This window comes from Halomonas sp. ATBC28 (assembly GCF_005937175.1).
Lineage (GTDB): Bacteria > Pseudomonadota > Gammaproteobacteria > Pseudomonadales > Halomonadaceae > Vreelandella > Vreelandella titanicae.
Window position 1 is genome coordinate 96,027 of sequence record NZ_VCQL01000013.1, and the last position, 24,808, is coordinate 120,834.

Sequence of the window (24,808 nt, forward strand, 5' to 3'; positions counted from 1 at the left end):
AGTTCTTGTCACAGTTCTTGACATAGTTCTTGCTGGTTACTTGGCATGATGCAGGGTTGCTCACAAGATAAAATCCTCCCCCCAGGGTGACTCTGGGCGTAGGCGTTAGGAGTAGCCCGTCTGTCGACTTATTCCCCCTGAATATGCGCCAGCAACTGTCCCGCCAGGGCAATCGCTTCGTCGCGGCGTCGAATATTCTGCTTTTGATAGAGGCTGCGGATATGGGTTTTGATGGTGGTAGGCGCCACCGACAGCTGCTCGGCGATCTGCTCATTGGAAAGCCCGGCATGAATCAGCCCCAGGATTTGCCACTCCCGGCGAGTGAGCGGCGAAGTGCGGATCAGCTCGGGGACATCTGGCCGGGCGACAATATCAGCGATCACCGTTTCATCCAGCATTAAGCGTCGGGCGCTGCCAAAATCCTTCTGGCGCCCCGCAAGCGACAGCAACCGCTCTGCCCTCGCCTGCTCTAAGGCATCCAAGGTGCCGCTGTCGAGCAACCGATTGAGCAACTCCCCAAGGGGTTTGCCCAGTCGCAGAAAGCTGCCCACCAGGGCGGTGCGGGAAGCCAAGCTCAGCGCTTGATGCATATGCTGGCAGGCATGCTCTTCTCTTCCTGCATACCACGCCGCTGCCGCGAGACAGATCTGGTTGCGGTTGGCATCCGTGACCAGCCCCAAGCGCTGAGTGTGCACTTCAAGGGCCTCTAATAGCATGCAGGCTTCATCAAAGCGCCCCAGCAGCGTGAGCGCCCGAGCGTGGTTGCGCACATTGCACTGGGAAAAGTGGTTGGTGGCCCCTTCAGTAATGGGGGACGGCGCTTCCTGGCGCCAGCGCTCTACCGCATCAAGATCCTGGGTGGAGTGCCACCAGGCCAACAGGGTAGCGTGAGCATTCGCCACCCAGTCAATATGGTAATCCCCTTCTGCGAGAATTTTGCGCAGCCGCCGAATATGGTCAGCGCACTGGGCTTGGTCGCCACGGCTTTGGGCGATTTTGGCCAGTTGGATATGACACTGAAGTGTCCAGCGCTCCCCCTGGTTATCCAGCACGGCGATGCCTTTCAGCGCGGCCTGCTCGGCTTCATCCAGCCGGTGCCACTCCCAGAGTACCTGACTGCGAATGCGGTAGAGAAACTCCGCCACGGGCAGGTGCTCAAGCTCCGCGCGCTCCAGGTGGGCAAAGGCGCGCTCCTGAATATCGTAGGCGGCCTGTAGGCGCCCCTGAGCCACCAGCGTCTCCGACTGATGGCAAAACGACCAGAGCAGCAGTTGATGATCGCCACGCTGGCGGGCCTGACGCTCTACCTCGCGCACCCGCTGCAGCGACTCTTCCAAATAGCCCAGCACAAAGCGCGCCTCGCTTAAGATGGCAGTGGCAGTCAGCGGCGTGGAAGCTAAATAGCGGGCGGGCACGGCTAGCGCTTGCTCGGCCAGCGGTGCGGCTCGCTCGGCATCGCCCTGGTTAATCGCTAACTGGGCGCGCAGCGTAGCGAATTCAGCGCTGAGCAACTGCCACTCTGACGCGTGCAACTGTGCTTCAATCCAGCCAATTACGCGTGCGGTAATATCAAACTGAAACTGAGCATGGGAGACCCAGCCATAGAGCAGCGTGTGTTCCGGACAGGTAGAGAGCCGCGGCTCACCGAGCAGGGCGAAGCCCTTGGCCAACAGTGAATAGGCGCCGCTTGCCAGCAAGGCGGGTCCATGGGCGGTCAGTAGGCTTGCCACATCATCGGGGGCCTCGGCGAGTATCGCCTGGCGCAGAGCCATCACCGGATCGTTCAAGGCTAACCACGCCTGGCTTGCGCGCTGGTGCAGCACTCGCTGGGTGGCCAAACTAAGCTCATGACGGCGATGACGGAGGTACTCGCCAAACAGTCGTTGAAAGCGGTACCACTGAGCATGCGGGTCTGGGCGTTCAATAAATAGCCCCGCTTGTTCAAAGGCCTCCAGGCGCTGGGTCAAGCGCTCCCCTTCCAGTAGTCGGGCCATAAGCTCGGGGGAAAAGCGCTCCAGCACCCCCAGTTGCAGCATTAGCTCTCGCTCTTCCAATGGCAGTGCAGCGGAGAGCAGTTCGTCAAACCAAGCGGCAAAGTCTGGGTGGGCACCACTTAACCGGTCAACCAGGGCGTCAAACCCTGCCCGCGTGGTGGTGCGCTCTACCAGCCAGCTCAACGCCATTACCCAGCCACCGCTTCTGCGCAGTGCACGTTCCAGGCTGACTCGCGTGGGGGGAAAGCTCAACTGTTCGGCACACAGGGTTTGCGCCTCTTCACTGTCAAAGGCCAACGCGTGAAGGTCGATCTCTTCCAGTTCACCTCTTAGCCGCAGGCTTGCCAAACCCAATGCTGGCCTTGAGCGGCTGGCCAGCGTTAACGTTAGCCAAGGCGGCTGATGACGCAGCCAGTGGGCGATCCCAGCTAAGATATCCGGGTGGCTAAGGTGCTCAAAATTATCCACTACCAAACGGCACGGCGAGCGCTGCTCAGGCAATTCGCCAAGCCAGCGCTCTAACTGCTCCACGCAGTCTCCATCGTCTGCCACGGGTGAAAGCCGTATGTGCTCGATTAACAGTCCATCGAGCGCTGCCTGCCAGTAGGCTAAAAACCGCACGGGTTGGTTGTCGCGCTGATCCAAGCCTAGCCAAGTGGCCTCTTGCTCCAGCGCGGTCAGCCGCTCAGCCAGCAGCGTGGTTTTGCCATAGCCTGGAGGCGCCTGCACCATCAGTAAGCGGACACGTTCATCTAACCCGAAACGGTCATTAAGGCGCGGCCGGGCCACTACACCAAGCGGTAGTGGCGGCGCTTTTAATTTCTCTTGCAGTAGTGACATAAACGCTCCTGAGCAACCCTGCTATCCCTCCATAAATACTATTCACAAATTCTTTTAAAGCTATAAAAAAGCCCGCGACATGTCGCGGGCAAAGTGCATTGGAGAAGAAACAGTTAAACGCTAACCAACTTACATCGATTTAGAACCATACCTCGGTCTGAACGCCGAAAGTCCACTGACCACCGGTAAAGCCTTCGTTGCCCAGTGAGCTGGCGCCGTAGTTGTTAAGGTCATCATCCCAATCACTGAAGGTAGTGAACAGACGAATCTCAGGACGCTGCCAGAAGCCGCCGACTTCAGGCTTGAAGGTGGGGGCAATCGTGAATTTACTGAAACCACCATCAACGGCGTTACGACCGCTGTAACCCTGAGGATCCAGATCCATCCACTGATAGCCAGCTTCGTACTGCATTTCGAAGTTCTGGGTTAACTCGTTGGCCAGACGCACGTTGAGTCCTGCCCAGTTGTACTTATCGCCCTGGGCATAACGATCTTCGCTGGTTTCAGCCAAAATGGAGGGAGCAACGCGCCACTGCGGAGCAATATAAGTGGTGCCATAGAGCGCTAGACGTGTAGCGGTAGCGTCGTCGGTGAGATCACCCCGTGAACCAAGACTTTTGGTCTCGGCGCCTAACCCCTGGCCATGCAACACGGCCGCTTTGAAACTACCCTCACCCATACCGAAGAAGCTGTCGCCATGATAAGCAATCATGGTGTGGAAACCGGTATCGGCAGCGGTTTGGCCGACATCAATGTCGCGCTCGTCGTTGTCTGCAGCGGACATACCGTTGATCATCCACTGCCAGTTGCCGAAGTAGTTGTTGGAGGTCAGGATCAGGTTGTCGGTGTCGCCTTCAAGGCCGGGGTTCTCGCGGTCAATGATCGGATAATCAGAAAAGCTACGACCATAAATCGAGAGGTTAGACTTCCAGTTGTCTGCCAACTGCATGTCGTAGATACCGCCACCGGTACCGGCCAGGAAAATCACATCACTGTCGAGCCAGTGGATATCGAAGTTATCGCGGTCAAAGCGCTTACCGGCCCAGATAGAGGCGTTTTCAAATGCGCCGGTAAAGCTGGGAAGGTCGCTGAATTCAGCAAACACTTGGCGCACGTTGAGATCGGACTCGCCGCCAGTCCAGTCATTGCTGGAGGTCGTGCCGTCTGCAATCATGGTGCGATAAAGCGCTTTGGCGCCGTTATCGAACTGCATACGGTAGTTGAAAATCGCTTCAGCGTAGGTGTCCGGCTCATTACCTAAACGGCCAACGGCGCCGCCCTCTCCACCCGCGGGTGTCAGGTAAGGGCCAGCATTTTCGCTTTTACCATCTTCGCCAATCAACAAGCCTGAACGCGCATAAACGTTAAACGAGAACCCCTCTTCGCCATCGGCGTAACGCTCCACCCGGGCCAGACGCTCTTCGATCTCCGCGTCGCTCTCTGTCGCCACGGCAGTCGACTGTGATTGCTCGGCAATCTCGGCACGGCGCTCGGCGGCATCAGCGCGCTGTTCCGCGGCTTCAATGCGGGCTTCAAGCTCGGCAAAGCGTTGTTCCATGGTCATTTGTGCCGAAGCAACACCGCTCATTCCCAAGCTGGCGGTGGCAATCGCAATGGCTAACGGCGTTTTAAATGTCATTTTATGCATTGTTTTGAGTACCCTATTGTTATTGGCAAGCGGTTGTTTATTAGCGCCTGTTTTTAAGCGTCTGCCTGTAAGCGCTTTTGCCTAAATCGATTAAGATCGAATCGATAACACTTCCCTTGCACGGTTCACCCAGGGGGCAGTGGCTTTGCTGCTAAACGCCACGGCGCTTAAGGAAAGGTAGCCAAAACTTAATCGATTAAGTCTCTTTTTACCAACGGCTAGTTGCTAATTAGCGACTAATGTCTAAGGAACGATTTTATTTAGTGAAAACTGAATAATGTCGTTAGACAAAAGTCGCTATTGAACTTCCTCGATCAAAGCGGCTAACTGAGCATCACAATCTTAATCGATTAAGATAAAGATTAAGAGAGCAATTGAACAAACGTTGAGTTTGTGAATTAACGCTAATTTAGAAGCCACACACACCATCCACAACAATAAACGTCGAGGTACGCCGTTATGAAAAAGACTTTAATCACTACCGCCATCGCAGTAGCCAGCACGCTTAGTGCAACAAGCCAAGCTCAGGCTGAAGAACTCACCATTTCCTGTGGCGCAGTCGGCGCAGAGCTGACGCTGTGCCAGGAAGGCGTACGCGACTGGGAAGAGAAAACCGGCCATAGCGTCGATGTGGTTTCAACGCCCAACTCCTCCACCGAGCGCCTTTCGCTCTACCAGCAGATCCTTTCGGCTAACTCCAGCGATATCGATGTGATGCAGATTGACGTGGTGTGGCCTGGCCTACTCGCCAATCACCTACTCGACCTCAAAGAAGTGCTTGGCGATGACGCCGCTGCCGGGCACTTTGACACCATTGTCACCAACAACACCATCGATGACCGTTTAGTCGCCATGCCGTGGTTCACCGATGCGGGCGTGCTCTACTACCGCGAAGACTTGCTGGAAAAGTATGGTCATGACGTGCCAAAAACCTGGCAAGAACTCACCGAAATTGCCCGCGAGATCAAAGACGCCGAGCGCGCTGAGGGCCAAGACGGTATGCAGGGCTATGTCTTCCAGGGGCGCTCCTATGAAGGTTTGACCGTTAACGCCCTTGAGTGGGTAGCCAGCTTTGGCGGCGGCACAGTGGTGGAAGCCGATGGCGAAATTAGCATTAACAACGAACACGCCGCAGAAGCACTCGACCTAGCCGCATCGTGGATTGGTGATATTTCGCCTAACGGTGTGCTCAATTACACCGAAGAGGAAGCGCGCGGCGTCTTCCAAAGCGGCGGTGCCGTGTTTATGCGCAATTGGCCCTACGCCTGGGCACTGGCCCAAAGCGAAGACAGTGACGTTCGCGGCAAAGTAGGTGTTACCCAACTGCCCGCAGGTGGCGAAAACGGCCAAAGTGCCGCTGGCCTGGGCGGCTGGAACCTGGCGGTATCGCGCTACAGCGAACACCCCGAGCTGGCCGCCGACCTGGTCGCCTTCCTGACCGGTGAAGAGGAACAGAAGCGTCGCGCCATACAGGCCTCTTACAACCCCACTATCGACGCCCTCTACCAGGATGACGAAGTGCTTGAAGCCGTGCCCTTCTTTGGCACCCTTTACGACACCTTCGTCAATGCGGTCGCTCGCCCCTCTGCCCCCACCGGTGATGCTTATGGCCGGGTGAGTAACGCCTTCTTCAGCACCTCCCATGACGTGCTTTCCGGCACTAAAGATGGCACTCAAGCGGTCGCTGATCTTGAAGACGAATTGGCTCGCCTGAAGCGTCGCAACTGGTAACCCTGGAGCCTTTCCATGTCGACCTCCATCAAGCATGATGACGCGCCCGCCGGGGCGCGTTCTTTCACTACCAAGCCACGCCGAGGCACTAAGGTTCGCCGTCAGCGGGTTAAAGCCGCCTGGCTCTTTTTAGCCCCCATGCTGATTGCGTTAACCCTGGTCGCTGGCTGGCCACTGGTGCGCACCTTTTTTCTCAGCTTCACCGATGCATCACTGTCAGATTTAGGCGCTGCCAATCTGATTGGCTTCGAGAACTACCTCGTCTATGACGATGGCCGCTGGTATGGGGTACTGGCCGACTCGGTGTGGTGGCAGTCGGTATGGAACACCGTCTACTTCTCGGTGGTGTCGGTATCCCTGGAAGTAGTATTCGGGGTGATTGTGGCGCTGATTTTGAACGCCGAGTTTAAGGGGCGCGTGATTGTGCGCGCTGCGGTGCTGATTCCCTGGGCAATCCCCACCATCGTTTCTGCGCAAATGTGGGCATGGATGCTCAACGACCAGTTCGGCATCATCAATCACCTGCTGATGAGCGTGGGCATTATTGATGCCCCCATCGCCTGGACGGCGAACGCCGCCTACTCCATGTGGGCGGTGATTATGGTCGATGTGTGGAAAACCATTCCCTTCGTGGCGCTGCTGGTGCTTGCGGCTCTGCAGATGCTGCCCAAGGATTGCTACGAGGCCGCCGAGGTAGACGGTATTCACCCGCTGCGGGTGTTCTTCAAGGTCACCCTACCGCTGATTACCCCGGCGTTAATGGTCGCAGTGATCTTCCGCCTGCTGGATGCGCTGCGTGTCTTCGATGTTATTTACGTACTCACCTCCAACTCCACCAGCACCATGTCGATGTCGGTCTATGCCCGCCAACAGCTGGTCGAGTTTCAGGATGTCGGTTACGGCAGTGCTGCTTCTACTCTGCTGTTCTTGATCATTGCCCTGGCTACCGTGGCTTACCTCTACGTTGGGCGTAAACAAATCCAATTGGGAGGTGACTAATGAGTACTCGTCAGTTGGCCAAAATAGCCAAGCGCATCGGGTTTTGGGCGCTGATTGTGCTGATCATGGTGTACGCCGTTTTCCCGTTCTACTACGCGGTAGTCACCTCGTTAAAACCGTCGAGCGACCTTTTCCGTGTCGAGCTTTGGCCTTCGAACTGGAACTTCGATAACTACATCAGCATTTTTAGCCAAACCAGCTTTCTGCGCGCTATTTTCAACTCCATTGTGGTGGCGTTTAGCGTGGTGTTTATTGCCCTGCTACTCGGCATTACTGCCTCTTACGCCCTGGGCCGCGTGCGCTTTCGGGGCCGCTCCACGGTGCTGCTGGTGATTCTTGGGGTGTCGATGTTTCCTCAGGTGGCGGTGCTTTCGGGACTGTTTGAGGTGATTCGTGCGCTCAACCTTTACAACAACCCCGCCGGGCTGATTTTAAGCTACACCATCTTCACCCTGCCCTTCACCGTATGGGTATTGACCACCTTTATGAAGCAGTTGCCCATGGAGCTGGAAGAGGCCGCCATCATGGACGGCGCCACGCCCTGGGTAACCATCACGAAAGTATTTCTGCCGCTGATGTGGCCCGCCATGGCGACCACCGGCCTGTTGGCATTTATCGCCGCGTGGAACGAGTTTCTGTTTGCCCTCACCTTCACGCTGACCGACGCCCAGCGCACGGTGCCCGTCGCTATTGCGCTGCTGTCAGGCGGCAGTGCCTACGAACTGCCCTGGGGACCGATTATGGCCGCTTCTGTGGTGGTCACGGTGCCACTGGTCGTATTAGTGATTATCTTCCAGCGCCGCATTGTGTCAGGCCTTACCGCAGGCGCCGTTAAAGGATAAGGAATTTTTATGTCAACGTTGGACTCTACGATGCAAGACAACACACTCTGGTGGCGCGGCGGGGTTATCTACCAGATCTACCCGCGCAGCTTTATGGATAGCCGCGGTGACGGTATTGGCGATCTTAACGGTATTACCGAAAAACTCGATTACGTTGCCTCCCTCAATGTGGACGGCATTTGGTTATCGCCATTTTTCACCTCGCCGATGCTCGATTTTGGCTACGATATTAGCGATTATTGCGACGTCGACCCCATGTTCGGCACCCTGGAAGACTTTAAAGCGCTGCTGGCAAAAGCCCACTCGCTGGGCCTGAAGGTGATGATCGACCAGGTGATTAGCCACACCTCGGATCAACACGCCTGGTTTCAGGAGAGTCGCCAAAACCGCAACAATCCTAAAGCCGACTGGTTTGTATGGGCCGACCCCAAACCGGACGGCACGCCACCCAACAACTGGCTATCGATTTTCGGCGGCCCGGCGTGGACGTTTGATTCCCGCCGCCAGCAGTACTATATGCATAACTTCCTGACCAGCCAGCCGGACGTTAACTTCCATAACCCGGAGGCACGTCAGGCGCAGTTGGATAATATGCGTTTCTGGCTGGATCTGGGCGTAGACGGTTTCCGCTTGGATACCGTCAATTTCTACTTCCACGACGCCGAGCTGCGCGACAATCCGCCGGTTCCCAAAGGCGAAGCTAAAACCCTGGGCGCACCGGATAGCAATCCCTACACTTGGCAGCGCCATGTTTATGACCTTAGCCGTCCGGAGAATCTCGACTTCTTGAAAGATCTGCGGGCGCTGATGAACGAATACCCCGGCACCACGACCGTGGGCGAAATTGGCGACGATAACCCGCTGGAGCGCATGGCCGAGTACACCGCCGGTGGCGACAAGCTGCATATGGCCTACACCTTCGACTTGCTCAACACGCCCCACTCTGCGCGCTATATTCATGAAGTGCTGGAGCGCTTTCAGCGTCTGGCGGGCGACGCCTGGCCCTGCTGGGCAACCTCCAATCATGACGTCGTACGCAGTGCCACCCGCTGGGGTGCTGGCGAAGACCCCACCGCCTACCCTAAAGTGGCGCTGGCCATGCTCTGCTCGCTGCGCGGTAGCGTCTGCCTGTACCAAGGCGAAGAGCTCGGCCTGCCAGAAGCCGACGTGCCCTTTGAGCGCATCCAAGACCCCTACGGCAAAGTGCTCTGGCCGGAATTCAAAGGTCGCGACGGTTGCCGCACGCCAATGCCCTGGAACGGTAGCGAACATGGCGGTTTTTCCAGCGTTGAACCCTGGCTCCCCATAGCGGCCAGCCATCGGGATATGGCGGTCAGCCGCCAACAGGATGATGCCAACTCCACCTTGAATGCGCTGCGCAACATGCTGGCCTTCCGTCGCCAGCACCCGGCGCTGTTCGATGGCGACTTAACGCTGGTCGATGTGGGTGAAACGCTGCTCGGTTTTACCCGCCAAAAAGCGAATGAAAGGCTGTTGTGCGTTTTCAACCTCACCGCTGACACGCAGACGGTTAACCTGCCGCTAGCGATAGACAGCGATTTGCAGGGCCACGGCTTTACCCCCCAGCGCGACGGTGACAGCCTGACGCTACCGGGGTATCAAGCGGCCTTTATGCGCGTCGTCTCATAAGCTCTAAACAACAACAGGCCGACCCAGAAGACATAAGCATTGAGGTCGGCAAGGAGTTACCTATGGCAAGTGTTACGCTTAGCAAGATCAACAAAGTGTTTGGCAGCGATCACATTATTAACGATGTGGACCTACATATTGGCGACGGCGAATTTGTGGTTTTCGTTGGCCCCTCCGGCTGCGGCAAGTCGACCCTTTTGCGCCTGATCGCCGGTTTGGAATCGATTAGCGATGGCGACCTGAGCATGGATGACACCGTGGTCAATGACTTGCCACCGCGGGAACGCGGTGTGGGCATGGTGTTTCAATCCTATGCGCTCTACCCGCATATGACCGTTTACGACAATATGGCGTTTGGCCTGAAACTGGCCAAGACCGCCAAAGAGACCGTGCACGAACGGGTCATGAGCACGGCAAAGATTTTGCAGCTTGAAGAGCTTCTGCACCGTAAGCCAAAAGCCCTTTCCGGGGGCCAACGCCAGCGGGTGGCCATGGGCCGAGCCATGGCGCGTGAACCGCGTATTCTGCTTTTTGACGAGCCGCTCTCCAACCTGGATGCCTCGCTGCGGGTACAAATGCGTAACGAGATCGCACGGCTGCATAACCGCCTTGGTTCCACCATGATTTACGTGACCCACGACCAGGTGGAGGCCATGACCCTGGCCGACAAAATTGTGGTGCTCAATGGCGGACACGTTGAGCAGGTAGGCAGCCCCCACGAGTTGTACCAGCGCCCGGCGACGAAATTCGTTGCCGGGTTTATCGGCTCGCCCACCATGAACTTCATGCCCGCAGAGTTACTCGCTGGTGACGCCAACGGCTGTCGTGTGCGAGCCGTAGGAGTTGGCGAGCTCGCCCTGCCCCAGAATGTCCAGCAGCGGCAAAGCGGCGAAGCATTGACCCTCGGCATTCGCCCAGAGCACCTATGCTTAGCGGCACCCACTGATGACAACTGCTTCGATATCGTCAATGTCGAGTATTTAGGTAACGAAGTTTACGTCTACCTTGAGCCCAAACAGGGCGACACGCTGTTGATCCATCGCAGCGAAGCACCCAGTCAGTGGCAGGAGGGTCAGCAGGTATCACTGGCAGCGGATTGGGAAAAAGTACACCTGTTTGATGAGAGCGGTGCAGCACTGACGTTATCCACTCAACAAGCAGCGGCTTAAGCACAAGAGTCAACCAAGATACCCGCTTTAACGACCCTCTGTGTGTGCCTAACCTTCCCTTCGCTTATCATGGGGAGTGGCAGCACACAGCGGGTCGATTTTATTATGCACATCCTTTGAATAGCTAATCTTCAATTATTAAAAAAGCCTGTATAAGGAAGTACCGTGACTGATCAGCGCCGTATGACACTCAAGGATCTTGCGCAGGAACTCAACGTCTCCACTGCCACAATTTCCAATGCCTTTAACCGGCCGGATCAGCTTTCTCCAGCCCTGCGCGAACGCATACTCAAAGAGGCGAAAAGGCTGGGGTACAGCGGCCCTGACGCCAAAGCGCGCAGCCTGCGCACCGGCCGCTCGCGGATTATTGCGGTGATTCTTGCGGAAAGCCTGACCTACAGTTTGAACGACGCCGTGGCCAGCGAGTTTTTATCAGGGGTTGCCGAAGTTCTTGATGCCCACGGCCACACGCTGCTGTTATTGCCGGGTCGCGGCCATGCCTCACAGCCGCCGGGCTCCGCCAATATCGCCGATGGCTTTATCGTTTATGGATTAATGCCCAACAATAAGCTGCTCGATGAACTGCCCGCCCAACGCACCCTGGTGGCCGTCGATTTTGATATTGAAGGCTGCCCGACGGTGCATATCGATGATACAGCTGCTAGCTATAAAATCGCCCAGCATGCGCTTAACCAGTTGCCCAAACGCCCGGCGATTATCAACCTGCGCTTAACCAAAGAGGTCTGCAACGGCCGCGTGACGGCCGAGCACACGCTGCTGCCCAACACCAGTACCATTAGCCGTGCCCGCCTTGAGGGCTTTCATAACGCGCTGAGTGAGCAAGGTGTGGATGTGGCGCAAGTGCCGCTCTGGAATATCGAGGAGAATACCTTTGAGGTGTGCTCGCCGGTGATTGCCGAGATTCTCGACCAGCCACTAGAACAACGGCCAGACCTGCTGCTGTGCATGTCTGACCGTATTGCACTCACGGCGCTAACGCTAGCCGAGCAGCGCGGTATACGGGTGCCGGAAGAGTTACGCATTACCGGGTTCGATGGCATTGCTGAAGGACAGTACCGCGCACCGCGTTTAACCACGGTGCGCCAGGATAGCGTGGGCAAAGGGCGAGTCGCAGCGCAGATGATTCTTGGCCGCATCCCCCTCGCCCAGCAGTTGCTGCAAACTGAGCTGCTGCTGGGCGACACCTGCCCTTAGCCCTTAGGAGGGTATTACTTAGCAGTCGCCTGCATGGCAAGCGCAGTATCCAGCATACGGTTGGAGAAGCCCCACTCGTTGTCGTACCACGCCATGATTTTAACCAGACGGCCATTCACGCGGGTGTGATTAGCATCGAAGGTCGATGAGTTGGCATCATGATTGAAATCAATAGAGACCAGCGGTTCAGCGTTGACGGCCAATACCGGAGAGTTAGCCGCGGCCTTCTCAACGATGGCATTAATCTCTTCTTTAGTGGTATCGCGACTGGCACTAAAGGTCAGATCCACCAGCGAGACGTTGATCACCGGTACGCGAACGGCTAGGCCATCAAATTTACCCGCCAGCTCTGGTAGCACCAAGCCCACCGCTGCGGCAGCACCGGTTTTGGTCGGGATCATGGAGTGCGTTGCACTGCGCGCCCGGTAGGGGTCAGAGTGGTAAACATCCGAGAGGTTCTGATCATTGGTGTAAGCGTGCACCGTGGTCATCAAACCGTTTTCGATACCGACTGCATCGTTCAACGCTTTCGCGACCGGCGCTAGGCAGTTGGTGGTGCAGGAAGCATTAGAGACAACCGTGTGCTCAGCGGTCAACACTTGGTCATTAACGCCATACACAATCGTCGCATCAGCGTCGGGGCTGGGTGCGGAAATCAGCACGCGCTTGGCACCCGCTTCGATATGCTTGGCCGCCGCCTCGCGCTTGGTAAACAACCCGGTGCACTCCATCACCAAATCGATATTCATCGATGCCCACGGCAACTCCGCTGGATCGCGCTCTGAGGAGATGGCGATACGATCACCATCCACCGTGATGCTCTCGGCGTCGTGTTCTACCTTAAAGGGGAAGTGGCCATGCACGGTATCGTGACGCAGCAGGTGGGAATTTAGCGAGGGGTCGCCGAGATCGTTAATGGCGACGACCTGTACGCGGTCACGGTAGCTGTTTTCGTAAAGGGCGCGCAGTACATTGCGGCCAATACGGCCAAATCCGTTAATCGCAACTCTTATTGTCATGATAGCTCCTCAATTGACCAATAGTAACAATCTACACCTTTAGTAAAAAAATTACTAAAAATACGTATTTAAGCGTCATGAGGCCGATAAACAGCGTTTCAACCGCCCCAAAAGGCTAGTAAATATCCAATATGTAGTAAAATTACTATATAAACGCTATCGTAGTCCAATACTAAATTGCCCACAATCCCCTTACTCAAGGAGAGCGCCCATGACGAATGCAACCTCGAATACAGCAGCACCGGCGTCTACCAACCCTCATTCCCATACGCCTTTAAGGCGCACCAAAATTGTTGCCACACTCGGCCCCGCCAGTGATCGCCCCGGCGTGCTGGAAGCGATGCTAAAAGCCGGTGTGGATGTGGTGCGGCTTAACTTCTCCCACGGCTCGGCAGACGACCACCGCCGTCGCTTAAGCGAAGTCCGCGAGATCGCCGAACGCCTTGGCCGCAGCGTTGCTGCGCTGGGCGACCTGCAAGGGCCGAAAATTCGTATTGCGCGTTTTGTCGAAGGCGCCGTCAACCTCGATGTCGGCCAGGCATTTGTCTTGGACATGGCGCTGGACGCCAATAGCGGCACTGCAGAACGCGTCGGCTGCGACTATCAAACACTGGCCGATGATGTCGTTGAGGGCGACCGTCTACTGCTCGACGATGGCCGTTTGGTACTCGATGTCACTCGTGTAATTGGACAAGAAGTGCATACCCGCGTTCACGTGGGTGGCAAGCTCTCCAACAATAAGGGCATTAACAAACAGGGAGGCGGACTCTCAGCGCCCGCCCTTACTGAGAAAGATAAGGCCAATCTAAAAACCGCTATTGAGATTGGTGTTGACTACTTAGCCGTCTCCTTCCCGCGCAGCGCCGCAGATATGCAAGAAGCCCGCGAGCTGCTTGGCGAAGCCGGTAAAGAAATTGGCCTGGTGGCTAAGCTTGAACGCGCCGAAGCGGTTGCCGACGATGCTACGCTGGATGGCATCATTGAAGCCTCTGAGGCGGTCATGGTGGCCAGGGGCGACCTGGGCGTTGAGATTGGCGACGCCGCGCTGATTGGTACTCAGAAGCGCATTATCAAGCACGCACGCACACTCAACCGCGCCGTCATTACCGCCACCCAAATGATGGAATCGATGATCGAGTCGCCGCTGCCCACCCGCGCCGAGGTCTTCGACGTGGCCAATGCGGTGCTCGACGCCACCGATGCAGTGATGCTCTCTGCGGAAACCGCCGCAGGTGACTACCCGGTGGAAACCATCGAAGCGATGAACCGTGTTTGTCTGGGTGCCGAGCGTGAGCGTCTCGCTCAGGAGTCAGGCCACCGTATTCATGAGGGCTTTGAGCGCATCGATGAAACCATCGCGCTATCGGCGATGTATGCTGCGAATCACTTATCCGGCGTCAGCGCCATCGCTTGCATGACCTCCACAGGCTATACACCGCTGATTGCATCGCGCATTCGTTCCGGCCTGCCTATCGTAGGGTTGGCTCACAGCCCTATCGCCCAGCGGCGTATGGCGCTCTATCGTGGCGTGGTTTCAATTCCTTTCGACACCACCGAGATGGATCCGGCCAACCTTAACCAAGAAGCATTGAAATGCTTGCAGGCACAGGGATTTATCCACCCTGGCGAGCATGTCATTCTCACTCGCGGCGACCATATGAATGCCCATGGGGGCACTAATACGATGAAAATCCTTGCCTTTGATAGTGAGTAACGGTCTAACCTCTGTAGCGAGCTTTTAGCTTTTGCGACCTTTAAAAAGAAAAGCCACTCGGCCATAAGACCGAAAGGCAATAGAACCATGAGGGAAGTGACGAAATGAGTGACGCGCAACCGCCCCGCCAAGCTATCCGTACGCTGCAACCGCGCAAGCGTATTGCGCTAATTGCCCACGATGGCAAGAAGAGCGAAATGCTTGAGTGGGCAACTCGCTGGAAGGATACGCTGAGCCAGCACGAATTGATTGGCACGGGAACAACGTCTAAGCGGCTTAAAACCGCGTTAGGGTTAGAAGTCGAGGGTCTAATGAGCGGCCCTCTGGGCGGTGACCAGCAGATTGGCGCACGGATTGCGGAGCAGCGGCTGGATGTACTGATCTTCTTTTGGGATCCCTTCTCACCCCAGCCCCACGACCCGGATGTCAAAGCGTTGCTGCGTTTAGCGGCGCTGTGGAATGTACCCGTTGCCTGCAATGCGGCGAGCGCCGACTTCCTGCTCTCCTCGCCCTACTTGAGCGAGAGTTACGATATGTCGATACCAGATGCAGCAGCTTGGGCCCAGGCGCGCACGGTTTAACGCCGGTGCAGATGACGCGCCACCACCTGCAGCCCGCTCTCATAGTGGCCGTTCATGGCGGCTAGGGCACAGCGCAATGTTAACTCGGCAATACGGTCATAATCCTGTAGCGCCGAGTTCACTGGCTGAGGAAGGAAATCCAGCAGCCGGTGATCACCAAAGGTGGCCAGGCGCATATTCTCCGGCAGACCGCCGCGCTCCAAGAACACATCAAACACCCCTTCCATCAGCGTATAGGACGCTGTCACCAGTGCGTCGGCACCGCCCTGTTCATCCAGCAATTGAATCGCTAAACGCGCCCCTTCGCTACGTTCATAGTGCGACCCGGTAAGATAAAGCGGTTCAATCATGCTGCCTTCAAGGGCCGTCTGAAAACCCGCCCGCCGCTCGCAGCTAACCGACAGATCCGGCATCGCTTCCAACCAGGCAATACGCTTGGTCGCCGCGCCGATCACCGAACGGGTCAACGTCTTAGCCGCCTCCTGATCGTTACTCACGACACTGGCAAAGCGCGTCGGGTTGAGGCCACGGTCCATCCCCACCACGCACCATCCCTCGTCTACCAGGTCGGCATAAAAAGTATCGTCGCTGGGCAAGCAACTGGCGGTTATCAACACCTCACAGCGTTGCGCACGCAGCGCCAACGCGAGTGTCCGTTCACTCTCTGCACAGTCATCTGAGCTTACGATCAACAGCTGATAGCCCTGCTCCCGTGCACCCCGCTCCAGGCGTTTGGCTAGGCGAGCATAACTAATATTCTCCAAATCCGGCACGATAAGCCCCAGCAAGCGGCTTGCGCCCCGGCGCAGCGCAGCCGCCTGAGGGTCAATGTGATAGCGGTGTTGCCGCACCACCGCCATCACTTTTTCAATTGTCGCTGAGCTAATGCGGCGCTGCTCGGCCTGACCATTAATGACGTAGCTAGCAGTTGTGCGCGAGACGCCGGCTAGCCGGGCAATATCGGCAAGTGTCATGCGGTTTCCCCCTGGTGTGACCGGGCAGTTTATCAGCAAGTTAGCGCCTACCAGACCAAAGTCTAAAAGCTCAAACCTTGTGTCATTCAGTGAATCGATTCAGCATAGCACTATGTGCAGATTTAATAGCACCATACCCAGATTTAATGGCAAGGATAAACCGACTGAAACGGCACGGTTCATCTCATTGGCATCAACGCCATTACCATGATCATTTAACGACGATCACTTTATGTACACGACGCTGCGTCGACGCTGCCCCATTAAAATGCCGACAGTGCGCGTTTACAGGAGAATACTATGTTGACACTCGGCCCCGATGACATCTTGCTAGGCCGCCACGCCGACAGCTGGCAAACCGCGCTGGACAGTGCCGCTGAGGCGCTGGTTGAGGCCGGATTGGTTGAGGCCGAGTACCGCGACGGCCTACACGCCCGCGAGGCACAATCATCAACGTTTCTAGGAAACGCCATCGCAATACCCCACGGTACACCGGAAAGCCGTCAGTATGTGAAGCAGACAGGCGTGCGCGTGTTGCAGTTTCCACAAGGGATCGAGTGGCACGACGGCCAGCAGGTGCACGTACTGGTAACGATTGCCGCCCAGAATGATGAGCACCTGGATATTCTGCGCCAGCTCACCCATGTGCTGGATCGCGAAGGCGTTTCCGAGCAACTGGCAAACGCCACCTCCGCGGCAGATGTAGCGCGGCTGCTTTCGAAACCAGCATTAGAACCGCGCCTGGATGCCGACACCCTATGCGTCAACTTTCCGGCACGCGACCCACAAGAACTCGCTCTGGCTGCAGCCGCCCGCTTACGCCAAAGCGGCTGTGTCGATAACAGCTTTATTTCCGCCGTCGCCGCGGCACAGCCGACCTGGTTAGGTAAAGGACTGTGGCTGGCTAGCAGCGCCCAGGGCGTTAATCAGCCCGCGCTTGGGGTGGCCACACCTGCTGAACAAACCCTGGAAAGTGCTGGTCATCCGGTGCATGCGTTGTTCTGCCTGGCCGCCCATGGCGATGCCCACCGCCCCCTGCTAGAGCAACTGATGGCGGTGTTGGAAAACAGCGAAAGCCAAAGCCTGGTGGGCAAAACCAGCGATCAGCTGTTAGCCACCCTGGCGGGCGAAACCGCAAATACCCAAACCCGTCGGGTACGGGTGCTCAACCCCCATGGGTTGCACGCTCGCCCCGCCAAACAGTTGGTACAGATAGCGCGCGCCCAGGCCATGCCGATTCAGGCACGTTTGGAAGAAGGCAGCGCCACCCCGGTTTCCGCCGCCAGTCTAACCAAAGTGATTGGCCTGGGCGCACGCCGCGGCCAGTGGCTGGTGCTGTCAGCCGAGGGTGAGCAGGCAAGCGCGGCGCTAGAGGCCGTCGCCGAGGCTGTTGAATCGGGCCTGGGAGAAAAAGTAACGCCCTTTGACGGCGGCTTTGATAGCACGCAGGAAACGAGCACCGCTACACCGGCCGTTGAGCCCCTCGCTGCCGATACGCCCCACACCGGCGTGGCCGCCTCGCCGGGCTTGGCCATTGCACCAGTATTTGTCATTCGCCCGATGCAGTTCGAGTACGCCGAGCACGCAAGCGACGCTGAACACGAAATCAGCCGTTTAAATAGCGCGCTGAAAGAGGGCGCCGCCCAGCTGCAGACATTGGTGCATAACGCCCCCGGTGGCGAAGTCGCCGATATTCTTTCAATGCACGAAGAGATGCTCGACGACCCGGAGCTCCATCACGCGGCGACGGATGCCATTCGTGAAGGGCGCTCAGCGGAAGCGGGCTGGTGGGAAGCGATTGAAACCGCGGCCCACGCCCAGGAGATGCTCGCTGACCGCCTGCTGGCCGAACGCGCTGCCGACCTGCGCGACGTAGGTCGTCGGGTGTTGGGCGTACTCTGCGATGTGACGCTCCCCGAACCGCCGGATCACCCTTATATTCTGGTGATGGACGATATCGGCCCTTCCGATGTGGCCCGGCTGGATACTTCCCGTGTCCGCGGCCTGCTTACCGTTCGCGGTGGCGCCACGGCGCACAGCGCTATTCTGGCCCGTGCACTGGGCATTCCCGCCGTGGTGGGCGCGGGTCAAGCGGTGATGGCGCTTAACAACGCCAGTATGATGATTCTGGATGGCGAGCGTGGCCGAGTGACGTCGCAACCTTCCGAAGAGCGCCTACAGCGTGCCGAGCAGCAGTTACTAGACCTCCAGCAGCGCGAAGCCGATGCCTGGGAAAGCCGCTTCGAGATCGCCCAAACTCGCGATGGGCACCGTGTCGAAGTCGCCGCCAACCTGGGCAACACTGCCCACGCCGCTGATGCAGTGGAGCGCGGTGCTGAGGCCGTTGGCCTGCTGCGTACTGAATTCCTGTTTATGGCCCACGCCAGCGCACCAGACTTAGCCACTCAGATTAGCGAGTACCGTCAGGCAATTGATGCCCTGGATGGCCGCCCGCTGGTAGCGCGCACATTAGATGTCGGCGGTGATAAGCCACTGCCCTACTGGCCGGTACCCCAAGAAGACAACCCCTTCCTGGGTCTGCGCGGTATTCGCTTAGCGCTGACACAGCCCGATGTGCTCGAGACCCAATTGCGCGCGTTATTGATGGCAGGCAAGGATAGTCCCCTGCGGATTATGCTGCCGATGGTCAAAGATATCGCTGAGTTCCGCGCTGTAAAAGCCATCTACGATCGCCTACTCAAAGAGATCCCTACTTCCCAGCGCGCCACCGATGTGCAGTTGGGGGTGATGATTGAAATACCCTCTAGCGCGCTGCTGGCACCCAGTCTTGCCGCCGAAGTCGATTTCTTCTCGGTAGGCACCAACGACTTGACTCAGTACACCCTGGCTATCGACCGCGGCCACCCGGAACTCTCTGCCCAAGCCGATGGTTTGCACCCTGCTGTGCTGCGTTTGATTCAAATGACCGTGGCGGCTGCCCATACCCAAGGCAAATGGGTCGGCGTGTGCGGCGAATTGGCTTCAGACGCCGTGGCCATTCCGGTACTGGTAGGCCTTGGCGTGGACGAGCTCTCCGTCAGCGCGCGGCAGATCCCGCTGGTCAAAGCCCGCCTGCGCGAGTTTGACTTCGCTGATGCCCAAGCCAGCGCTCAGTTAGCGCTGAATCAGGCGACTAGCGATGAAGTGCGCGATGCACTGGAGGCGCGCTAATGGCCCGCGTGCTATGCATTACCCTGAACCCGGCACTGGATTTGGCGTTTACTCTTGACGCCTTGGTGCTAGGCAGCGTCAACCGTCCCACCAGCGCGCAGTTAGAAGCGGCAGGCAAAGGCGTTAACGTTGCCCGCGTATTGGCAGGCCTTGGCCACGACGTCACCGTCAGCGGCTTTTTAGGTGCCGATAACGACGCTCCCTTTCAATTGGCATTTACCCAGTACTCCCTGACCGACGCTTTTGTGCGTGTGCCGGGGGAAACTCGTATCAATGCCAAAATTGCTGAACAGAGCGGTCGCGTTACCGATATTAACGGCCCCGGCATGCCCATTGACGCCACGCATCTGCAAGTGCTGATCGACACGCTAAATACTGAGCTTTCCAGCGCGACGCCACCCCAGGCGGTCGTTGTGGCAGGCAGCCTCCCCCCGGGGCTGTCACTGGACGATTTCAGCGCGCTGTTAAACCACTTAAACGCCAGCGGCGTACCGCTCTGGGTAGATACCAGTGGCCCGGCACTCAATGCGGCCATAGCGACTCACCCCGCCGGTGTTAAGCCTAATGAAAACGAACTGGCAGAGTGGGCGAGCGAAGATATGACCTCATCCGATGCTCGCTTGAATGCGGCTAAACGGCTGCATAAAAGCGGCATCGCCCATGCGCTGATTTCAGCGGGTGCCGAAGGGGTGTTGTGGGTTAACGCTCAAGGTGCCTGGCACGCCACACCTCCTAAGGTTACCGCGACGAATACCGTTTGCGCTGGCGATACCTTTGTCGCGGGCATGCTCCACGGCCTGCTGACTCATCAGAACGGCCAGCAAGACGCTGAACAGACGCTGCGCTTTGCCACCGCGCTCTCGGCCGAGGCCGTGCGCCATGTTGGCGTGGGCAACCCCCACGCTGCCGATTTCGATTCACTCCAACAACACACCCGGATACGGCGTCTTGACGACACCATCACCGAGGGAGCCACGCTATGAATATTATTCTGATTACCGCCTGCCCCAGCGGCATGGCGACCACCTTCCTCGCGGCTAAGCGCCTGGAACAAGCCGCCCAGCGCCAAGGCTGGTCGGCGCATGTGGAAATGCACGGCGAAGTCGCGCCGCTCCAGGCCGCTACTGCCGAGCAGATCGCCAATGCCGATTTGATCGTGGTCGCCGCCGATCACGTGCCTGCCCCAGAGCGCTTTGAAGGCAAGCGGCTATTCCAAGCACCGATTGCCAGCGCACTCCCCGACCCCAGCGCTTTTCTAGCCCAGGCTAAGCGTGAAGCGCCGATTTATAGCGCACCTGCCCCCTCTACTATTAGCACATCTACCGCTGCAAACAGCGCGGGTGGCAAGAAAATCGTTGCTGTCACTGCCTGCCCCACCGGCGTGGCGCATACCTTTATGGCCGCCGAAGCACTCGCAGAGGCGGGCAAAGCCATGGGCCACGCCATTCGCGTGGAAACCCAAGGCTCGGTGGGCGCACAAGATAAATTGACCGAAGAAGAGATCGCCGACGCCGACGTAGTCGTATTGGCCTGCGATATCGACGTTGATCCATCGCGGTTTGCTGGTAAACGCATCTACCGCACCTCTACCGGCAACGCGCTGAAAAAACCACGCCCCACCCTTGAAGCTGCGCTCAGCGAGGCCGCCATAGAGAACGGCAGCAGCAATGCGGGCACAGCCAATAAGAGCGTCAAAGAGAAAGGCGTTTACAAGCACCTGCTCACCGGCGTTTCCTTTATGCTGCCGATGGTTGTGGCGGGCGGCCTGCTGATTGCGCTCTCCTTTGTGTTTGGCATTGAAGCCTTTGAGCAGGAAGGCACCCTGGCCGCCGCGCTGATGCAGATCGGTGGCGGCACCGCCTTTGCCCTGATGATTCCCGTACTGGCTGGCTACATTGCCTACTCCATTGCCGACCGCCCCGGCATCGCACCGGGTATGATTGGCGGCATGCTGGCGGCTAATATCGGTTCCGGCTTTATCGGCGGCATTTTGGCCGGTTTTCTGGCGGGCTACGTGGCGCTGACGGTTACTCGCCACGTCAAACTGCCCTCCAGCATTGAATCCCTAAAGCCGATTCTGATCATTCCGCTAGTCGCCAGTTTGGTCACCGGCCTAACCATGATTTACGTGATTGGCGAACCGGTCGCGGCGCTGCTTAGTGCCCTAACCAGCTTCCTGGAATCCATGGGCTCCACCAATGCGGTGCTGCTGGGCATTCTGCTGGGCGCGATGATGTGCTTCGACCTGGGCGGCCCGGTTAATAAAGCCGCGTATACCTTTGGTGTGGGCCTGCTCGCCTCGGAAACTTACGGCCCCATGGCGGCGATTATGGCGGCTGGGATGGTACCTGCCATTGGTATGGGGATTGCCAGCTTTGTAGCGCGCAACAAGTTCTCGGCACCGGAGCGGGAAGCGGGCAAAGCCTCTTTTGTACTGGGTCTCTGTTTTATCAGCGAAGGCGCGATTCCCTTTGCGGCGAAAGACCCGCTACGCGTTATCCCCGCTTGCATGGTGGGCGGCGCACTCACAGGCGCCCTCTCGATGCTGGTAGGCGCGCAACTCATGGCTCCTCACGGTGGTATCTTCGTACTGCTGATTCCCAACGCCATTACCCCGGTACTGCTCTACCTTGGCGCTATTGTGGCTGGCTCGTTGGTGACGGGTTTAAGCTATGCGTTTATCAAACGTGATGCGGCCCAGGTAGCACTCGCCACCTAACCGCTGTTACCAAAAAATGAGGGCAGGCGAACATGCCTGCCCTTTTAAATACGTCGCTTTACGCATTTAGTACCTCTTTACGCCACTTATACCCTCTACTCTTTGTCATTTTTTATGTAGTATTTTTACATAACCTACTTTTTGATCACCAATTCACCTATAACAAACGGATCATCCTATGTTTCAGCTCACTCGCAGTGTTACCTGGCAGGCACTTGAACGCTTGCGCGACAAAACCGCAAACGACCGCATTCGTGACTACTTCACCAATGACCCGCAGCGCTTTGAGAAAATGAGTTTACGGGTGGGCGGTCTGTTTCTCGACTACTCCAAGCACCATGTCTCCGATGAAGTGCTTACCAAGCTGATTGAGCTAGCCGACCACTCCGCACTGGTACAGCGCCGGGCACAGATGTTCTCCGGGGATATTATCAACGTTACGGAAAACCGCCCGGTACTGCATACGGCTCTGCGTCACTTAGGCGATGAGCCGGTATATGTGGACGGCGAAGACGTTATGCCGGAGATAACCCGCACCCGCGAGCAGATCAAGCTGTTCTCGGAAGCGGTGCGCAGCGGTGAATGGAAAGGCTACAACGGCAAACGCATTAAAGATGTGGTCAATATCGGCATTGGTGGCTCGGATCTTGGGCCCAATATGGCGGTTCGCGCACTGCTCAAATACCGCCACCCGGAGCTGCACTTCCACTTCGTTTCCAATGTGGACGGCACCCATATTCAGAAGGTACTTTCGCGCCTCGACCCCGCCACCACGCTGTTTATCGTCTCCACCAAGACCTTCTCTACCCAGGAGACCCTGCTTAACGCCAAAACCGCGCGGCGCTGGTTCCTGGAGAACGCTGGCGAAGACGCCGACGTAGGCGCGCACTTTATTGCCGCCTCCACCAACCGCAAAGCGGCCATGGAGTTCGGCATTCGCGAAGAGAACGTGTTCGAATTCTGGGCTTGGGTGGGCGGCCGTTACTCCATGTGGTCGTCCATCGGGCTGCCGATTGCGCTGTCGATCGGTTTCGAAGGCTTTATCGAACTGCTGGAAGGCGCTCATGAGATGGATAACCATTTCATCAACGCGCCCTTCTCGCAAAACATGCCCGTGCTAATGGCGCTGATTGGTATTTGGTACATCAACTTTATTGGCGCCGAAACTCAAGCCATCGTGCCCTACGACCAGGCGCTGAACCAACTACCCTCTTTCCTGCAGCAGCTGGATATGGAGTCTAACGGTAAATCGGTGGATATTTTCGGTCACCCGGTGAATTACAAAACCGGCCCGATTGTCTGGGGCCAGACCGGCTCCAACGGCCAGCACGCTTTCTTCCAGTTGCTGCACCAGGGCACGCGCTACGTACCTATCGACTTTATTGCCTCACTCAAGCCCGAGCCCGGCGTTGAAGACCACCACTTCGCACTGCTGACTAATATGCTCGCCCAGGCCAACGCCTTTATGGAAGGCAGCCAAGGGGACAGCAAAGAGCTCAGTCAACACGACCCCTACAGCTGCCCCGGCAACCGTCCTTCCAGCACCCTACTGCTGGATGAGCTAACGCCAAAAAACCTGGGGGCACTGATCGCGCTCTACGAGCACAAGGTGTTCGTGCAAGGGGTCATCTGGAACATCAACTCCTTTGACCAGTGGGGCGTGCAGCTTGGCAAGCGCATCGCCGGTGAAATCAGCGAACGCATCGACACCAACGCTGCTGACTTCGACACCTCAACTCAAGGTCTGCTGGAACTGGTTCGCGCTCACTTCCCCAATGGTGGTAGCGGCGAAAAGGAAAGCGCACCGGCCAGTGCCGATAAGAAGCCATCACGGAAGAAGCGTTGAATGGATAGGGTAAATCGATAGAAAACAACGCCGTGGCTTTCACAAGCCACGGCGCTTCGCAACCCTGGAACCTTCGGTTTGTAATAAATGACTAATTCCAGTAACTCGGTTCCCGTTGTCTAAGCTTTCCCCTTAAGACTCATCCGGAATTAGATTCAACAAATCGGTGACACCAATATCCACACCGGCTTGGGAGAACAAAGTAGATGCCTGCCCGCGGTGGTGGGTTTGGTGATTGAAGAAGTGAACGATCAGGCTTGAGTAGCGCCGTTTTGAGGCCACTCCTTTTATGTTGTGATAACTCAGCGTGGTACTCAAATCGTCGTCTGTCAGCGCCGATACCCAGTTAATAATCACGGTATCGAGCCATTGGCGATGCGCTTTCAATCCCTTCAAGTCATCAAAGAGAATCTGATCAAGACGCTCTGGCGTAGGTAGTGCCACCATTACTTCAAGCGTCCTTGCGGAAGAAGAGGCGTGTGTTGCAAACCGTTTGAGCCAAATCGTGTCGGCTACCGCGATGTGGTTCAGTGTGCCAAAAATCGAGCCGAAGAACGCGCCACGCTCTTCAGCTAGTTCAGAGGCGCTCAGCTTACCGGCGGCATCATAGAGGTTAGTGTTCATCCACTGGTTATAAGTGGCTAACTGTTCGAAGTGTTGTTGAAGTGTCATGAGTTAAGACCCAAAAGCAGCATC

General features: G+C 57.1%; 17 protein-coding genes. 12 read left to right on the forward strand and 5 right to left on the reverse strand.

Annotated elements, in window-relative coordinates:
• Positions 1-128: 128 nt before the first annotated feature.
• Both malT and E0L35_RS15780 read right to left on the reverse strand, forming a co-directional pair.
• Positions 129-2,834 carry an HTH-type transcriptional regulator MalT gene (gene malT, locus E0L35_RS15775; protein ID WP_138800821.1) on the reverse strand — a complete coding sequence of 902 codons (2,706 nt, stop codon included), beginning with the start codon at positions 2,832-2,834 and terminating at the stop codon, positions 129-131.
• Positions 2,835-2,973: 139 nt separating this feature from the next.
• The gene (locus E0L35_RS15780; RefSeq protein ID WP_022523020.1) at positions 2,974-4,482 is read right to left on the reverse strand and encodes a carbohydrate porin; all 1,509 of its coding nucleotides are present in this window, start codon (positions 4,480-4,482) and stop codon (positions 2,974-2,976) included.
• A 459-nt stretch (positions 4,483-4,941) separates the two neighbouring features.
• On the opposite strand from E0L35_RS15780, the gene E0L35_RS15785 reads away from it, so the two are divergent.
• From E0L35_RS15785 to E0L35_RS15810, 6 genes are all read left to right on the forward strand, one after another.
• Positions 4,942-6,213 carry an ABC transporter substrate-binding protein gene (locus E0L35_RS15785; protein ID WP_138800822.1) on the forward strand — a complete coding sequence of 424 codons (1,272 nt, stop codon included), beginning with the start codon at positions 4,942-4,944 and terminating at the stop codon, positions 6,211-6,213.
• A gap of 15 nt (positions 6,214-6,228) precedes the next feature.
• Positions 6,229-7,212, forward strand: a complete 984-nt coding sequence (locus tag E0L35_RS15790) for a sugar ABC transporter permease (protein WP_138800823.1) — start codon at positions 6,229-6,231, stop codon at positions 7,210-7,212.
• Complete coding sequence (locus E0L35_RS15795; RefSeq protein WP_138800824.1) at positions 7,212-8,054, forward strand: carbohydrate ABC transporter permease; 843 nt, start codon at positions 7,212-7,214, stop codon at positions 8,052-8,054. Before E0L35_RS15790 ends, E0L35_RS15795 begins: the two co-directional genes overlap by 1 nt.
• Positions 8,055-8,084: 30 nt before the next feature.
• On the forward strand, positions 8,085-9,704 hold the full coding sequence (locus E0L35_RS15800) for an alpha-glucosidase family protein (protein ID WP_138800852.1): 1,620 nt from the start codon (positions 8,085-8,087) through the stop codon (positions 9,702-9,704).
• Positions 9,705-9,766: 62 nt separating this feature from the next.
• Positions 9,767-10,873, forward strand: coding sequence for a sn-glycerol-3-phosphate ABC transporter ATP-binding protein UgpC (gene ugpC, locus E0L35_RS15805; protein WP_138800825.1), 1,107 nt, complete (start codon positions 9,767-9,769; stop codon positions 10,871-10,873).
• A gap of 165 nt (positions 10,874-11,038) precedes the next feature.
• Positions 11,039-12,088, forward strand: a complete 1,050-nt coding sequence (locus tag E0L35_RS15810; protein ID WP_009287088.1) for a LacI family DNA-binding transcriptional regulator — start codon at positions 11,039-11,041, stop codon at positions 12,086-12,088.
• A 14-nt stretch (positions 12,089-12,102) separates the two neighbouring features.
• On the opposite strand, the gene gap is transcribed toward E0L35_RS15810, so the two are convergent.
• Positions 12,103-13,107: a type I glyceraldehyde-3-phosphate dehydrogenase gene (gene gap / locus E0L35_RS15815; RefSeq protein ID WP_138800826.1), complete on the reverse strand. Its 1,005-nt coding sequence runs from the start codon at positions 13,105-13,107 to the stop codon at positions 12,103-12,105.
• A gap of 211 nt (positions 13,108-13,318) precedes the next feature.
• Between gap and pyk the strand changes: the two genes are divergently transcribed.
• A complete protein-coding gene (gene pyk / locus E0L35_RS15820; protein WP_138800827.1) occupies positions 13,319-14,821 on the forward strand; it encodes a pyruvate kinase in 1,503 nt (500 codons plus the stop codon).
• Positions 14,822-14,925: 104 nt separating this feature from the next.
• A complete protein-coding gene (locus tag E0L35_RS15825) occupies positions 14,926-15,402 on the forward strand; it encodes a methylglyoxal synthase (protein ID WP_138800828.1) in 477 nt (158 codons plus the stop codon).
• Here the strand turns inward: E0L35_RS15825 and cra are convergent.
• Entirely contained in the window at positions 15,399-16,376 is a 978-nt protein-coding gene (gene cra / locus E0L35_RS15830; protein ID WP_138800829.1) for a catabolite repressor/activator, read from the reverse strand. The genes E0L35_RS15825 and cra overlap by 4 nt on opposite strands.
• A 300-nt stretch (positions 16,377-16,676) precedes the next feature.
• On the opposite strand from cra, the gene ptsP reads away from it, so the two are divergent.
• From ptsP to pgi, 4 genes are all read left to right on the forward strand, one after another.
• Complete coding sequence (ptsP, locus tag E0L35_RS15835; RefSeq protein ID WP_138800830.1) at positions 16,677-19,547, forward strand: phosphoenolpyruvate--protein phosphotransferase; 2,871 nt, start codon at positions 16,677-16,679, stop codon at positions 19,545-19,547.
• A complete protein-coding gene (gene pfkB, locus E0L35_RS15840) occupies positions 19,547-20,530 on the forward strand; it encodes a 1-phosphofructokinase (RefSeq protein ID WP_138800831.1) in 984 nt (327 codons plus the stop codon). The genes ptsP and pfkB overlap by 1 nt, the downstream gene beginning before the upstream one ends.
• On the forward strand, positions 20,527-22,266 hold the full coding sequence (locus E0L35_RS15845) for a PTS fructose-like transporter subunit IIB (RefSeq protein WP_138800832.1): 1,740 nt from the start codon (positions 20,527-20,529) through the stop codon (positions 22,264-22,266). The genes pfkB and E0L35_RS15845 overlap by 4 nt, the downstream gene beginning before the upstream one ends.
• 178 nt (positions 22,267-22,444) lie before the next feature.
• A complete protein-coding gene (gene pgi, locus E0L35_RS15850) occupies positions 22,445-24,112 on the forward strand; it encodes a glucose-6-phosphate isomerase (protein ID WP_009287092.1) in 1,668 nt (555 codons plus the stop codon).
• Between the two features lie 132 nt (positions 24,113-24,244).
• Here pgi and E0L35_RS15855 read toward each other — a convergent pair whose 3' ends face one another.
• On the reverse strand, positions 24,245-24,784 hold the full coding sequence (locus E0L35_RS15855; RefSeq protein WP_009287093.1) for a DinB family protein: 540 nt from the start codon (positions 24,782-24,784) through the stop codon (positions 24,245-24,247).
• Between the last annotated feature and the right edge of the window lie 24 nt (positions 24,785-24,808).

Coding starts and splice junctions, on each gene's coding strand:
- malT (WP_138800821.1), bottom strand. CDS start 2,834: ATGTCACTACTGCAAGAGAAATTAAAAGCGCCGCCACTACCGCTTGGT.
- E0L35_RS15780 (WP_022523020.1), bottom strand. CDS start 4,482: ATGCATAAAATGACATTTAAAACGCCGTTAGCCATTGCGATTGCCACC.
- E0L35_RS15785 (WP_138800822.1), top strand. CDS start 4,942: ATGAAAAAGACTTTAATCACTACCGCCATCGCAGTAGCCAGCACGCTT.
- E0L35_RS15790 (WP_138800823.1), top strand. CDS start 6,229: ATGTCGACCTCCATCAAGCATGATGACGCGCCCGCCGGGGCGCGTTCT.
- E0L35_RS15795 (WP_138800824.1), top strand. CDS start 7,212: ATGAGTACTCGTCAGTTGGCCAAAATAGCCAAGCGCATCGGGTTTTGG.
- E0L35_RS15800 (WP_138800852.1), top strand. CDS start 8,085: ATGCAAGACAACACACTCTGGTGGCGCGGCGGGGTTATCTACCAGATC.
- ugpC (WP_138800825.1), top strand. CDS start 9,767: ATGGCAAGTGTTACGCTTAGCAAGATCAACAAAGTGTTTGGCAGCGAT.
- gap (WP_138800826.1), bottom strand. CDS start 13,107: ATGACAATAAGAGTTGCGATTAACGGATTTGGCCGTATTGGCCGCAAT.
- pyk (WP_138800827.1), top strand. CDS start 13,319: ATGACGAATGCAACCTCGAATACAGCAGCACCGGCGTCTACCAACCCT.
- E0L35_RS15825 (WP_138800828.1), top strand. CDS start 14,926: ATGAGTGACGCGCAACCGCCCCGCCAAGCTATCCGTACGCTGCAACCG.
- cra (WP_138800829.1), bottom strand. CDS start 16,376: ATGACACTTGCCGATATTGCCCGGCTAGCCGGCGTCTCGCGCACAACT.
- ptsP (WP_138800830.1), top strand. CDS start 16,677: ATGTTGACACTCGGCCCCGATGACATCTTGCTAGGCCGCCACGCCGAC.
- pfkB (WP_138800831.1), top strand. CDS start 19,547: ATGGCCCGCGTGCTATGCATTACCCTGAACCCGGCACTGGATTTGGCG.
- E0L35_RS15845 (WP_138800832.1), top strand. CDS start 20,527: ATGAATATTATTCTGATTACCGCCTGCCCCAGCGGCATGGCGACCACC.
- pgi (WP_009287092.1), top strand. CDS start 22,445: ATGTTTCAGCTCACTCGCAGTGTTACCTGGCAGGCACTTGAACGCTTG.
- E0L35_RS15855 (WP_009287093.1), bottom strand. CDS start 24,784: ATGACACTTCAACAACACTTCGAACAGTTAGCCACTTATAACCAGTGG.